The sequence below is a fragment of the Sporosarcina sp. FA9 genome (assembly GCF_051550205.1).
GTDB lineage: Bacteria > Bacillota > Bacilli > Bacillales_A > Planococcaceae > Sporosarcina.
This window is the reverse complement of record NZ_CP188819.1, coordinates 285,798-299,577: the sequence shown is the minus strand read 5'-3', so window position 1 is coordinate 299,577 and position 13,780 is coordinate 285,798. Positions and strand designations below refer to the sequence as shown.

The window sequence follows — 13,780 nt, the reverse complement described above, 5'->3', positions numbered from 1 at the left end:
TTCGGGGCCGATATCCGACAGTTCAAGCATTATATCAGACACTCTCAGACTTATATCCGAATTTCATGACCTTTTACCCACGAAAAAGTACGCCACACAAACGAATGTGGCGTCATTAGACTGCTTGCCTTAGTGTCACTTTTTTTCGGATTGTAGACTCCTCTTGGATTGTGGTTCCCATATTCGCTTGGCGCTTGGCGCTTGGCGATGGCCTTTCGTGTTGAGTCAGATAGAAGTGCACTATCTGTCTCAGCACAACGGCTCACGCTTGACGCTTCTGCGCCTGCAGGATGCAGGTGTGCAGCCTTTGCCGCAGGACGCGGCGCTCTTTGGCTGCCTGCCTTTAGTGTCACTTTTTCCTGGGATTGTGTTCTCTAGGATTCTATTAGAGTATTGGTTGGAGATTATGTTGGAGTGTTGGAGTGGGTACTCTAAAGGTTTGGTTGAATAGTCTTGTGATAGTACCCTTTCCAGATTACGTTCAACATCTAGATGAAATATGTGGTGTGCAACAAAATCATGATTGTCCACAACTCCAGATAGAAAGAGATAATTACCTAAATGCATTTGGCCAATTAGATGGTTGCTCACTAACCGGATTTCGTTGCACATCTAGACGAATTGGTTGGAGACTATGGTGGTGCGTAGGATTGGGTACTCTAAAGGATTGTTATTCCCATATTCGCTTGGCGCTTGGCGATGGCCTTTCGTGTTGAGTCAGATAGAAGAACACTATCTGTCTCAGCACTTCGGCTCACGCTTGTCGCTTCTGCGCTAGAGTGTTCATTTTCCTGGGATTGTGTTCTCTAGGGTTCTATTAGAGTATTGGTTGGAGACTATGTTTGTTTGCGGGATTGGGCACTCTAATGGTGCGTAATTGGATTCTTTCTTGATTACGTTCCATAACAAGATGAAATATGTGGAGTGCAACAAAATCATGGTGGTCCACAATCTCAGATAGAAAGGGATAGTTGCCTAAATGCATTTGGTTAATTAGACGGTTGCACACAATAAAATGCGCCACCACACATGTTAGTGTGGTGGCGCGTTTTAATATTTACGGGTCCTGTAGTTGCTACATTCTTTCAGGTGCTGAAACCCCAATAAGATTTAGCGCATTTGCGATTGTTGTGCGTGCTGCTGTGATTAGTGCGATTCTTGCTTCGGAAAGTTCTTGGTTGTTTGCGTCTAGTACTTTTTCTGCGTTATAGAACGAGTGGAATGTCGCAGCGAGTTCTTGGATATATGTTGCTACGCGATGTGGTGTGCGCATGCGTGCTGAGTCTGCCACAACTGCTGGGAAATCGCCTATTTTCTTTAATAACTCGATTTCTTTTTCCGATGTTAATAATGCCGCACCGCCTGCGTTTGCAGTCATTTTCAATTCATCCGCTTGGCGTAGAATTGATGAAATTCGTGCGTGTGCGTATTGCGCGTAGTACACAGGGTTTTCATTTGAATGAGAAACGGCTAAGTCTAGGTCGAAGTCCATTTGTGCATCGCCGGAACGCATTACGAAGAAATAACGCACGGCGTCTAGACCGACTTCATCCACCAATTCGCGCAGTGTTACAGCTTTACCTGTACGTTTGCTCATCATCATTCGTTCGCCGTCTTTATACAAATGAACCATTTGAGCAACGATTACTTCCAATTTATCTTTGCCATATCCAAGCGCCTCAATCGCCGCCATCATCCGCGGAATGTATCCGTGATGATCCGCACCCCAAATGTTAATGAGTGTATCGAAACCGCGTGAAATTTTATCTTCATGATATGCGATGTCTGGCAAGATGTATGTGAATGAACCGTCTTTTTTAATTAACACACGATCTTTGTCATCGCCAAATGTCGTGGAGCGGAACCAAGTTGCCCCGTCCTCTTCGAAAATATGGCCGTTTTCATTTAGTTTTTCCATTGCAATTTCAATTTTACCGCTGCCGTATAACGTTGTTTCTGAAAACCAACTGTCGAATGGTACACGGAAGTCTTCCAAGTCTTGTTTTAATTTTGCAAGTTCGTATTTGAGACCATATGAGCGGAAGAAATCAAAGCGTTCTTCTGCAGAAACATCTTTATATTTGTCGCCGAACTCTTGCACTAACTTTTTACCAAGTTCGATAATATCTTGTCCGTGGTACCCATCTTCCGGAATTTCACATTCTTCGCCAAGTGCTTGGAAATAACGTGCTTCAACGGATTTTGCGAGATTATCGATTTGATTGCCCGCATCGTTTATATAATATTCACGTTCGACGTCGTATCCCGCCATAGCTAAAACATTACTAAGAGAATCTCCAACAGATGCTCCGCGTGCATGTCCTAAATGAAGATCTCCTGTCGGGTTTGCGGATACGAACTCGACTTGTATTTTTTCCCCAGATCCAGCAGTTGAACGACCATAGTCGGCACCGTTATCCAGTACTGTTTTAACGATTTCTTGTAGATATTCTTTTTTCAATGTGATGTTAATAAATCCTGGACCCGCGATTTCAATTTTTTCAATTGAGGCACTTGCTTTGTCAATATGCTCTACGATTGCTTCAGCAACTGCACGTGGTGGTTTTTTCGCTAACTTCGTTATTTGCATTGCTAGGTTTGTTGCATAGTCGCCATTTTCTTTACTTCGTGGTGTTTCAAGTAATACTTCCGGAATCTCATCTTCCTCTACAAGTTTCGCTTTAAGGACAGCGTTTCGTAGGGCAATTTTCACTTCTTGTTGAATCTTTTCGACTGCGTTCATAATGTTCCCTCCGTATATGTAAATAGTAGTTTATATATTCCAAGCACAGATCCCTCTGCTATCAAATCATAATTCACAGAAAAGCTACCGCTGAACCCATCCTCTTTTTCAATAAATTCAAGTAGGTTTGTTTTCACAATTAAATTGAAATTTGCGGGTCCACTGCCGTATGTACCGTGTCGTTCCCCATCTAAAACAAAAGGAAGCCGCATATCCGTTGCGCCTGTACGCATAATAAGTGCATCATCTTCACCCATTTTAACGGTAGTTTGAATTTGATTGCCACTTTGGTCTTCATTGAATTTCAAATAGACTCTATCGGCTTTTTTTATGTACTGCCCCGCGGCATGGATCTCATGCGTTTCCTCGTCTTGTCCGGGATGACAGATTGTTGAACTTAGCCGTATTGTCACGTCTTTTGTTTGCATACGATCCCCGTCCTTATCATTCGGGTGGCAGAACTGACATCCCGTTTATCGTAATTATTTTTCCCCACTGCTGACTCTGATAAATCAATGCTTACTAAGCTGAATGAAATTAAAAATATCTATTCATTATATCCTTGTTTGACAGCACTTTTCAATAATGTTGGCTAAATACATAGAAATGTTCCTCATTTATCCGTTTAATCTAATGATTTGGGTCGCATACTACATTTAGTTGCAAAAAGGGGGAACGGTAATATGCGACGGACAGTGTATATAAAAAAGAAAAAGAAGCGTGTTTTTTTTCGCAGATTATCACTACTAACTTTAACCGTACTGACTGCAGCACTTACTATATTTTTTTCACTAAGATTGTACGCACAAATTACAGGTGCACCATCATTAAGCGTACCAAAAGCATCTGTTTTTCTTGATAAAAACGGCAAACAAATTGGCGACCATTTTTCAGCGGAGCGCCGTTATTGGGTAAATCTTGATGAAATGTCTCCTTTTTTGATTGACGCCGTTATCGCCACAGAAGATCGCAAATTTTATAGTCATAACGGATTCGATTATAAACGCATTGCAGGAGCTGTTTTAAAAGATGTAAAGACAATGAGAAAGGCTGAAGGCGCAAGTTCAATCACACAACAATATGCCCGGAATCTATTCTTAACGCATACAAAAACATGGTCGCGAAAAATTTCTGAGGCACTGTATGCTTATCGCATGGAACGATTTTATGAAAAAGACGTCATTTTGGAAGGGTATTTGAATACCGTCTACTTTGGCCATGGAATGTATGGTGTTGAAGCGGCGAGTAAGTTTTATTTCGGCAAGCCTGCGATTGACTTAACCCTTGAAGAGGCTGCTGTAATTACCGCAATTGCAAAAGGCCCGTCTGTTTATTCACCCGTTGAAAACCCGAAAAATTCTGAGGAAAGAAAGCTCCTTGTTTTATCCTTAATGAAAAACCAAAAATACATTACGGAAAGACAAGAAGAACGAGCGAAGGCTCAGCCAATTACACTCAAAAACCGTGAATGGGTGGACGCTTCACGTGTTGCGCCTTATTTTCTAGATGCCGTTTGGAAAGAAGCAGATAAAGTGTTAAGCGAAAAGGGGCGTCATCCTGCTGAAGGAGGATGGACAATCCGCACAACTTTGAACCCTCATCATCAGCAAGTCGCAGAAGAAATGATAGCCAAATGGATGCCCGACAATGATTTGCAAGTTGGATTTATATCCATCGAACCTGGTACGGGTGCGATAACTTCACTTGTCGGCGGAGTTAATTACACAGAAAGTCCATTCAACCGTGCAACACAAGCAAAAAGGCAACCCGGTTCTGCTATGAAACCTGTGCTGTATGCAGCCGCGCTGGAAAACGGGTACAATCCATTGACCTTTTTATCAACCGAGAAAACCATTTTCACTTATGACGAAGGACGATCATCATACGAACCCAAAAACATTAACGGAAAGTTTGCAGATCATCCCATTTCACTTGCACAGGCTTTGGCCATCTCGGATAACATCTTTGCTGTAAAAACACTTGAAGAAATTGGTTACAAAAATTTTCAAAATATGGCTTCACGCCTTGGAATAAAAGCAGAATTTCCGGCATCACCTGCAATTGCGCTCGGTGCTCTTGACGTTTCCTTATCTGATATGACAAATGCGTATAACAGATTTGCATCTGGTGGTGCCGAAGTTGTACCCGCGACAATCCTTTCAATTTCCGATTCTGAAGGAAAAACTGTGTACGAAAAGTCCACTATAGATTTAAAACAAATTATGTCCAAAGAAGATGCTTTCGTCCTGACCCACCTATTAACGGGAATGTTCGATCCGGTTTTCAATGACTACTCGTCCGCTACAGGTTTGTCGATGCGCCAAAAACAAACAAGACCTTATGCTGCAAAATCTGGAACGACGAATTCAGACCAATACTTAATTGGCTACACTCCATCAATTACTGCTGGAATTTGGACAGGTTTTGACGTTGGCAAGCAATTAACAGAAGCACAAGATCTAGCCCCTTCGAAGAAAATTTGGATTGATTTCATGGAAAAAGTACATGAAGGGACTGCACCAGAGCCATTCATTCCACCTAAAGGAGTAAGTGGAGTCATCGTCGACGTCGAAACAGGCGGTCTTGCAATCGATGAATGCGAACGTCAACGACTTATTTATGTGAAAGATAAAGACCTTCCACAAAAACTATGCACAGACAAATCCCTACGTGAACAGCGTACGTCCGATTCGAAAAAAGGAAAGCTGTTTAATCTATTCCCATTTTCATTTTTTGAATAAATGACGGGCTTGGTTGGACGAACTAAGACGTTGATTGGACTATCCCCTTGGAAATCATTTTCATCAAAAAAGCTTTCTACTCCTAAATAAATTCAGGGGTAGAAAGCTTTTTTACCAGTATAAAGCAGTACTAACAAATTGACACCATGCTTGGGTTTGTCTGGGTCATTCCGAAAAACTACAATATCCCGGTTGTCCTAGCTTATGTTCGCAAGCTATGAGTTCAGTGTACTTCGTTTTATGACGACATTCAACACTGTTCAGTGAAGAATTCAAGATTTGTCATATGTTGGTCACAATTCAGTTGGTTTCAGGTCTAAGACTACTGCGCAGTTCCGGTGTGCTGCGATCCCATAATTCCTTATTGTGGCCTTCTAAAAAGTCCGCAAGTATATGTTTTGATTTATCGTCCATTTGCTCCACAATAATATGGCGCTTCATCGATTTATCCATATTATTCATATGTTCAATAAAGTTTTTATAGCCCCGACGTCTTTCGCGATTAATAACCATTTCACAAGCAGTTACACCCGCATAATATGGACCATCTTCTTTAAAATCAATTGTTACCCAAACGAGCCAGTATGGTTTTCCGCCTGCAGACTGTTCACGGTCTATAAGAAACTTAATGCCCCGCTCTAAATCACTTCTGGCATGCATTGCACCAATTTCAATTGAAGCGACGCCCTCTTCAACATCAATAATAACCGGCGAGACATTTTCCAGTGATAATGAACCGATTCCAAATCCTTTATGACCATCTGTAGGGTCATTTTTTATAATAGTGAAACCTAATTTTGGTTTAGACTTTTCTTCATTTGTCATGTGATTTGTCCCCTCCCATTTTGTTATACTATTTAGTATACTGGATATATCCAAAGAAGGGGGAAGAAGTATGCCATACGTAACCATAAAAATGTTAGAAGGCCGCACGGATGAACAGAAACAAGAACTATGTAAACGTGTAACTGAAGCTGTTTCGGAAACAACAGGTGCACCTTTAGGAAACGTTCATGTACTTATTGAAGATATTAAGAAAAGCAATCATTCTGTTGCAGGGATACGCTCCAGCGATAAATAATGCACCTTTAACAAGCTGACCTAAATGAAAGTACGTCATTTCATCAAAGTCAGTTTTTTAAATTCCTAGATTGTCGTTCCAGTTGTCCTATGAAATCATATGCCGCATCAATTTCCTCCGCAGAGAATTTTAATTTGTTTTTCACAATATGAAGCTTCTCGATTTGTTCTTCTTTTTCCAAATGATCGAAATATAGAAGTGTCGACACGAGTTCAAGAAACCTGGAACTCTTATCCATCATCAAATCAATGCAACGTTCAAGATTTTTGGGTACGGCGTCCATCGTTTCAAGAAAGCGGTCCCCTTCACTTGTTACTTGATAGGCATACTGAATATAGGACCCTTTATCCGTGCAACTTTCTTGTAAAAACCCCATTTCACAAAGCTCCTCAATCCTAAGCGTTAATTCTTCTGAATACGGGCCGTATATATGAAAGTTATATTTTTCCGTGAAGGCGTAGTTTAGTTTTTTTGAAATAAAAATCATTTTCTGCAATTTCTTTCTACCGGTTATTTCATTCGCAAGCGAAATAAATTGAACGATTTTAGCGTGATTTTGAAACATGACGGCCATCCTTCCTATCTTTTCAACATTTCCAAGATTTTTCTATAAAGTGGATTTCGATCTTTCCCTTCCAATAAAATATCTTCTGGAAAATAAAGTTTGTGATCCGTTCTACGTTTTCCTGTAATGGCATCGACAATATTGGATTGAAGCGAGAGTTCGCTTAATTCCCCATTCGGCATTTCTAAAAAAATTGGCAAACGCTCATTTTCTTCACCAGGTCTGTAAAAGTCATAAGGCAAGTCAGACGATGAATCCGATACTAAGTAATATTCGGGGTCTAGGCCGGCCTCTTGAAAGAGTTTGGAAAGTTGAATGACCTTTTCATATTCTGTCGCGGGATTGAAATCGACATACTGAAATAACTTACGGTTAATAAATCGAGAGCTTAAATCCGCTAGTACCCTGTCCTCTTCTTTCATCCACCATTGAAAATACGTCGTCATAACGCCTTCATCAAGCGCAATGTATTCTTCCAAGAGAAACGTTTTGTCGAAAAACGAACTAAAGTGGGTAGGCTGATGTTTAAAGACATACCCCGTATCATATAAGTATTTCGCACGATGTAATATTTTAGTTAAGATGACTTCCGCACTTCTTGAAACGGGGTGGAAATAAACTTGCCAGTACATTTGATAGCGGCTCATTATATAATCTTCAACGGCATGCATACCACTATACGTAACAACAGCCTGCTCTTCTTTCGGACGCATCACACGTAAAATACGTTCCATATCAAAATGTCCATAAGACACTCCTGTAAAATAGGCGTCTCGCTGTAAATAATCCATTCGGTCTGCATCGATTTGACTCGATATCAAACTCACTACAAGTTTGTCAGGATACGTTTTACCAATGACATCGGCCACTTTTTGCGGAAAGTCTTTGGATACACGACTTAGAATTTCATTTACCTCTGTATCCCCAAGCAAAATTGCTTGTGTGAATTCCTCATGGTCGAGATCAAAAACATTTTCAAATGCATGTGAAAACGGCCCGTGCCCCAAATCATGCAATAATGCTGCACATAATGTTACGAGCCGCTCATCATCATTCCACTCAGGTCTTCCTTGGAAGCCGTCGTCGATAATTCGGCGGACAATTTCATAGACGCCCAGTGAATGATGAAAACGACTGTGTTCAGCCCCGTGAAAAACGAGATACGTAGTACCCAACTGACGAATACGACGAAGACGTTGAAACTCCCGAGCCCCGATAACATCCCATATCACTTTATCGCGTACATGGATATATCGGTGTACCGGATCTTTGAACACTTTTTCCTCTTTCAATTTCTCATTTTTATACCCCATTTGCACACCTCCACCAGTCCTTTATTCTATTGTACTTAAAGAATGACAGAACTAAAAGCTTGAAAAACGGGGTCTATCGTAAAAAGGTATAGGAATGCTATACAGACAATGAATAAAATAGTTGTTTCATGTACACACTGACTTTAGAACGAGACTATGAACATGGCAGGAGGCACGGCAATGGTGAAAGTTAGGCAGGATGCTTGGATGGAAGAAAATGATATTTTATTAGCAGAGACCGTACTTAGACACGTACGTGAAGGAAGTACTCAATTAAGTGCTTTTGAAGAGGTCGGCGATTCACTCAATCGAACGGCTGCGGCTTGCGGGTTTAGGTGGAACGCGGTTGTTCGACGAGAATATGAGACAGAACTTGAGGGTGCTAAAAAAGAGCGCAAACAAGCAATGCGCGTTCTTGGTAAAGATTTTAAACGACGCGGAAGGCAATTGTACAGTCCTACGCAAGGTAGCGAATCCGACAATCGTTCAGTAGTGCCACTATCGGCATTATCACTTGATACCGTTATCGCCTACCTCGTCCGTTTACATCATACAGGTGCAGGCGATAGTGAATCTCTACGATGGAGGCAAACAGCTAAAATCGCAAATGAACACATCGCAAAGTTGGAAAAAGAAATTGAGAAATACCGTAAAGAAAATGAGACACTTCGTACGGATTATGAACAATTTGTTCAAATCATGAACCGGGCTCGTCGAATGGTAACACTCTCAGATGATGACGAGCGAAAAGCCCCCGTTTTCACAATGGAAAGCAACGGGAATCTAATTACTAAAGAGCCGCCGAGTCATCATTGATCGGTGGTTTTTCTTGTGCTGGGGATGATTGGTGGTGTGTTGCGAAGTTTCTAAAATCATCCCTTAAATCTAGCAATTCCAGTTAAACACAAAAAGGGTTGCTTCCTAGTTTTCGGAAGCAACCTTTTTTTCTAATCAATTACTTGTGTAACATCTTCTGATTTCGTTCAACTACACGATTTAAATAAAATGTGTATAAATCCATCTCTTCCGCTTTAAAACTACCCATAAACACTTCTCCTGCTAATGAACGCAGTACTTGTTGCGTACGGATGACTACGTCACTTACAGTTAACGGCATTGCTAGAAGTTCAGTTAACGATGCCATCACTTCCGGTTTAATTTCAGGGTAAATGAATTTAGTTGTTTCACCGTTGACCCCTACTTTATAAAGTTCATGAATGATTTCAGCACGTTCTGCACCAGAGCCTTCTATGCATAAATACACTTGGACTGCGATGCCTTGGCGTAATCGGCGTTGTGAAACACCCGCAAACTTACGGCCGTCAATGCTTAAATCATAAGAACCCGGACAATATGAACCTACGATTTCATAGGCTTCAATTCGATTTCCCGCTTCTGGAAATAACAGTCGAACGAATGCCAACATTACTTCATAGCCGGCTGGAATATCGATGGGTGTTTCTTTTTCCGATAAGAGAATTGAAATGTTTAAGATACCTTTATCAAGGACGACTGCTAGACCTCCGGAGTTTCGAACAATCGGTTTGTGACCAGTGTCCTCAACCATCTGCATCGCCTCGGAAATGTAGGGCATTCGATGATCTTGGATGCCGAGGACGATCGTATCGTCATGGACCCATGTGCGAACGGTTGGGATGCTCATCCCTTGTCCAACAAGATGGCAGAAAGTATCGTCAGCCGCAAATGATTCAAGGGCGGAACGATTTTGTGCACTTAACGATTCATCAACAAATCGCCAAGCAGGTATGCGTAAAAAGGATTCAAAATTCACCATTTCTTAATCTCCTGATCATAGACTTTGGGCAGCAGTAATAAGGCTTAGCTTATACACGTCATCCGCAGAACAACTACGGGACAAACTGTTTACCGGCGCATTCAATCCTTGTAATATGGGTCCTATTGCTTCGTAACCACCGAGTCGTTCTGTTAATTTGTAGCCAATGTCACCCGATTCAAGGGAAGGGAAAATAAAAACATTTGCATCGCCATGAATGACCGAATCTACCGTCTTTTTCGCCGCAATATCCGGTACATAGGCCGCATCAAACTGCAATTCACCGTCAATTATGATTTCAGGTGCAAGAGTGTTCGCAATTTTTACCGCCTCCGCTACTTTTTCAGTTTCTGGGGTGATAAAAGAACCTTTTGTAGAAAACGAAAGCATCGCAACTCGCGGAATTAAGCCAAATGACTTCGCTGTTTTTGCAGTTTCAATCGCGATCTCCGCAAGGTCTTGGGAAGTCGGAGCTACGTTACTTGTACAATCTGCAAAGATTAGTTTTTCTTCGCCTTTTATCATAATAAACGCTCCGCTTTTTTTCGAAATCCCTTTCTTTGTCTGTATGATTTGAAGAGCCGGTCGTAGAGCATCCGCTACTGAGTTTGTGGGCCCACTTACAAGGCCATCTGCCCGACCAACATAGACAAGCATGGCGCCAAAGTAATTCACGTCTTGTAACAGCTCACAAGCCCGCTCGAAATCCACTGCACCGTTCATACGAGCAACAAAGACATCTACCAACTCTTCATAATAGGAGATTTCCTGTGGATCTATAATAGAAACTCCAGCAATTTCGATATCAGCCGCATTCGCTATTTGCCGAATATCAGCATCATTACCAAGAAGAATCGGTTTTACAATCTTTTCAACATGTAATCGACTCGCCGCTTGCAGTACACGTAGATCTTTCCCCTCGGGCAAAACAACTTTCCGTTTTCTACCTTTTAATTTAGCTTTTAGTTCACTAAAAAAATCAGTCATTTACGGCACTCCTCCCCCGTCTTTCATATAACCTCAGCATACACCAATTCAAGATGCCTGAAAAGTTGTGTAGTTCTTGTCAAATTCATGACAACGGACTGTACCAGCAATGATTTCTCGCCAGATATGATACACTTGTGAAGAATTCTAAATACAATTCGAAGGAGTGTCACCTTAAATGAATGAAGCAGCAATTACACTCGATGGATGGTACGCTTTACACGATTTACGGGCGATGGACTGGACATCTTGGAAGATGGTTTCCAATGAAGAACGCCAAGCCGCGGTCGATGAATTTCATGTTTATTTAGAAAAATTACAGAAAGCCGATGACGAAAAAACTGGAAGTCATGCTTTCTATACAATCGTTGGTCAAAAAGCGGATTTCATGCTTATGATTATGCGACCTACAATGGATGAGTTGCAAGAGCTTGAAGCTGAATTTAATAAATTAGCAATTGCTGATTTTACAATTCCTTCGTACTCATATGTCTCGGTCGTTGAATTGTCCAATTATCTTGCGGGTGAATCTACGGAAGATCCTTACCAAAACCCATATATTCGTGGACGTCTCTATCCTGAACTTCCACGTCAACAGTACATTTGTTTTTATCCAATGAATAAAAAGCGTGACGGTGAGGACAATTGGTTCATGCTCGATATGGACAAGCGGAAAGAATTAATGCGCGCTCACGGTTTAATTGGCCGTGGTTATGCAGGAAAAGTGAAGCAAATTATTACGGGATCTGTCGGTTTCGATGATTTCGAATGGGGCGTCACACTTTTCTCTGAAGACATTCTTCAGTTTAAAAAGCTTATCTATGAAATGCGTTTCGATGAAGTAAGTGCACGCTACGCTGAATTTGGGTCGTTTTTCGTAGGAACTCTTTTAGATGGCGATAAAAAAACAACCTTTTTCAATATTTAATTGTTAACAGATAGAACGAAGTCACATACCACTGTGGCTTCTTTTTTTATTCAATCATACTTGGTTCATGATTTTCATATGTTGGGTTTAAGGGGGTTGTTCCGTGGCGGTGATAAAGTCTAAAGATAATGAAGTCTCTTAAAACAGATGGTATTCCAGATGACTGGTACAACCAATGGAATATTGGTCGATTATAAGTCTCATTGTTTATTCTCCCGAGCGGAAAGCGACTGCCCAGACCTATAAAACAGTTAAAGAAAGGATGATTGAATGGTTCAATATTATTGGAACCCTAATTACCAGCAAAACATGACACCACCCCAAATACCAAGCTCTGGTGGAAGACCACCCGGAAGAGAAGAATCATACATTGAAAACATTTTACGTCTCAACAGAGGCAAACCGGGAACATTTCACTTTTCATTTGAACATGCAGTAGAAGCTGGTAAAAACACATTGGCTGTAATAGGCGTTGTAGAAGCCGCCGGACGAGATCATGTCATATTAAGCGAAACGAGCACAGGTCAGCGTTTTCTATTTCCAATGATCTATTTTGATTACGCCGAGTTTGACCAAGAGGTTAGCTACTTCCCCCAACAACCTTAATCATTAAAAGATCTTCCGTCTGCCCGATGAGGCTGGCGGAAGATCTTTTAAATTTTCATGAATATTGCTTATACTTCTTAACAATTGTATGATTTATAGTTAGACTCTTAATAAAGGGAGGTTCTACTTATGGAAATCTTACTTGAATTAACACAGTTGAAAGAGGAATTAGATAAACAGAGACCCCTGCCCACTATTACTATCCAAAAATTACAACAAGACTTCCTTATAAAAAGCACATATCATTCCAACGCTATTGAAGGAAACACCTTGACTGTTTATGAAACAAAGGCCATTTTAGAAGATGGAATCACGATTAGCGGAAAATCTTTGCGAGAACATTTAGAAGCCATTAACCACAGGGACGCTATCCTTTTTGTAGAAGACATTTTGCATGAACCCATTAATGAACGTTTAATTAAAGACATCCATCAACTTGTATTAATAGGAATCAATATACAAAATGTTGGAATTTATCGTATGCACGAGGTGATTATAACTGGTGCTTCACATGATGTGACCCCCGTTTTTCAAATCAACGACCACATGGAGGCCTTGATTGATTGGCACAATACAGTAAATGATTTACACCCTATAGAAAAAGCATGTATTTTGCATAGTAAATTTGTGAATATCCATCCATTCATTGATGGATATGGACGAACTGCAAGATTATTAATGAACTTGGAATTACTGCGAAACGGGTACTTACCAGCCATAATCCACGTCGAAGAACGACAAGCATATTATGAAGCACTCGATATTGCCGCCACGAAAAAAGAGTATACAAAGTTCGTTCAACTTGTCGCGGAACGTGAAAAAGAACAGTTACTTCGATATTTGTCCCTAATTTTGAAAGAATGATCTTCTGTCTGCCCAAATTGGTTGACGGAAGATCTTTTATTTTGCAAGCTGATGTTTCGCTCCACGTCAGAACTTCTAAGATTCATCCACGCGAATGGCTGTTGAATGGACCTTTTTATAAAGGGACAGTATTGTATTAAAACCATTGCTCATTCAA

13 protein-coding genes are annotated in these 13,780 nt (G+C 40.9%); 6 read left to right on the top strand and 7 right to left on the bottom strand.

Annotated elements, in window-relative coordinates:
• Window positions 1–1,075: 1,075 nt before the first annotated feature.
• Together argS and ACP8HH_RS01515 are read right to left on the bottom strand one after the other, a co-directional pair.
• The gene (gene argS / locus ACP8HH_RS01520) at window positions 1,076–2,743 is read right to left on the bottom strand and encodes an arginine--tRNA ligase (RefSeq protein ID WP_438314889.1); all 1,668 of its coding nucleotides are present in this window, start codon (window positions 2,741–2,743) and stop codon (window positions 1,076–1,078) included.
• Entirely contained in the window at window positions 2,740–3,171 is a 432-nt protein-coding gene (locus ACP8HH_RS01515; protein WP_438314886.1) for a DUF1934 domain-containing protein, read from the bottom strand. Before ACP8HH_RS01515 ends, argS begins: the two co-directional genes overlap by 4 nt.
• 255 nt (window positions 3,172–3,426) lie before the next feature.
• Between ACP8HH_RS01515 and ACP8HH_RS01510 the strand changes: the two genes are divergently transcribed.
• Window positions 3,427–5,484 carry a transglycosylase domain-containing protein gene (locus ACP8HH_RS01510; protein ID WP_438314884.1) on the top strand — a complete coding sequence of 686 codons (2,058 nt, stop codon included), beginning with the start codon at window positions 3,427–3,429 and terminating at the stop codon, window positions 5,482–5,484.
• A 300-nt stretch (window positions 5,485–5,784) separates the two neighbouring features.
• On the opposite strand, the gene ACP8HH_RS01505 is transcribed toward ACP8HH_RS01510, so the two are convergent.
• Window positions 5,785–6,309, bottom strand: coding sequence for a YwhD family protein (locus tag ACP8HH_RS01505; protein ID WP_438314881.1), 525 nt, complete (start codon window positions 6,307–6,309; stop codon window positions 5,785–5,787).
• A 70-nt stretch (window positions 6,310–6,379) separates the two neighbouring features.
• Between ACP8HH_RS01505 and ACP8HH_RS01500 the strand changes: the two genes are divergently transcribed.
• Window positions 6,380–6,565, top strand: coding sequence for a 2-hydroxymuconate tautomerase (locus ACP8HH_RS01500; RefSeq protein ID WP_438314878.1), 186 nt, complete (start codon window positions 6,380–6,382; stop codon window positions 6,563–6,565).
• 49 nt (window positions 6,566–6,614) lie between these two features.
• Here ACP8HH_RS01500 and ACP8HH_RS01495 read toward each other — a convergent pair whose 3' ends face one another.
• Together ACP8HH_RS01495 and ACP8HH_RS01490 are read right to left on the bottom strand one after the other, a co-directional pair.
• Entirely contained in the window at window positions 6,615–7,130 is a 516-nt protein-coding gene (locus tag ACP8HH_RS01495) for a YwgA family protein (protein WP_438314876.1), read from the bottom strand.
• Window positions 7,131–7,144: 14 nt separating this feature from the next.
• The gene (locus ACP8HH_RS01490; RefSeq protein WP_438314874.1) at window positions 7,145–8,443 is read right to left on the bottom strand and encodes an HD domain-containing protein; all 1,299 of its coding nucleotides are present in this window, start codon (window positions 8,441–8,443) and stop codon (window positions 7,145–7,147) included.
• Between the two features lie 180 nt (window positions 8,444–8,623).
• Between ACP8HH_RS01490 and ACP8HH_RS01485 the strand changes: the two genes are divergently transcribed.
• Window positions 8,624–9,259 (top strand): RsfA family transcriptional regulator, encoded by a 636-nt coding sequence (locus ACP8HH_RS01485; RefSeq protein ID WP_438314871.1) that lies wholly within the window; start codon window positions 8,624–8,626, stop codon window positions 9,257–9,259.
• A gap of 139 nt (window positions 9,260–9,398) precedes the next feature.
• On the opposite strand, the gene ACP8HH_RS01480 is transcribed toward ACP8HH_RS01485, so the two are convergent.
• Both ACP8HH_RS01480 and pta read right to left on the bottom strand, forming a co-directional pair.
• Window positions 9,399–10,238 carry a lipoate--protein ligase family protein gene (locus ACP8HH_RS01480; RefSeq protein WP_438314869.1) on the bottom strand — a complete coding sequence of 280 codons (840 nt, stop codon included), beginning with the start codon at window positions 10,236–10,238 and terminating at the stop codon, window positions 9,399–9,401.
• A 15-nt stretch (window positions 10,239–10,253) separates the two neighbouring features.
• Entirely contained in the window at window positions 10,254–11,225 is a 972-nt protein-coding gene (pta, locus tag ACP8HH_RS01475; RefSeq protein WP_438314867.1) for a phosphate acetyltransferase, read from the bottom strand.
• Window positions 11,226–11,403: 178 nt separating this feature from the next.
• Here pta and hemQ point away from each other — a divergent pair, with 178 nt between their 5' ends.
• The 3 genes from hemQ (at window position 11,404) to ACP8HH_RS01460 (ending at window position 13,623) form a co-directional block, all read left to right on the top strand.
• Window positions 11,404–12,153, top strand: coding sequence for a hydrogen peroxide-dependent heme synthase (gene hemQ / locus ACP8HH_RS01470; protein ID WP_438314864.1), 750 nt, complete (start codon window positions 11,404–11,406; stop codon window positions 12,151–12,153).
• A 270-nt stretch (window positions 12,154–12,423) separates the two neighbouring features.
• On the top strand, window positions 12,424–12,759 hold the full coding sequence (gene gerQ / locus ACP8HH_RS01465) for a spore coat protein GerQ (RefSeq protein WP_438314861.1): 336 nt from the start codon (window positions 12,424–12,426) through the stop codon (window positions 12,757–12,759).
• A gap of 129 nt (window positions 12,760–12,888) precedes the next feature.
• The gene (locus ACP8HH_RS01460; RefSeq protein ID WP_438314858.1) at window positions 12,889–13,623 is read left to right on the top strand and encodes a Fic family protein; all 735 of its coding nucleotides are present in this window, start codon (window positions 12,889–12,891) and stop codon (window positions 13,621–13,623) included.
• Window positions 13,624–13,780 lie beyond the last annotated feature (157 nt).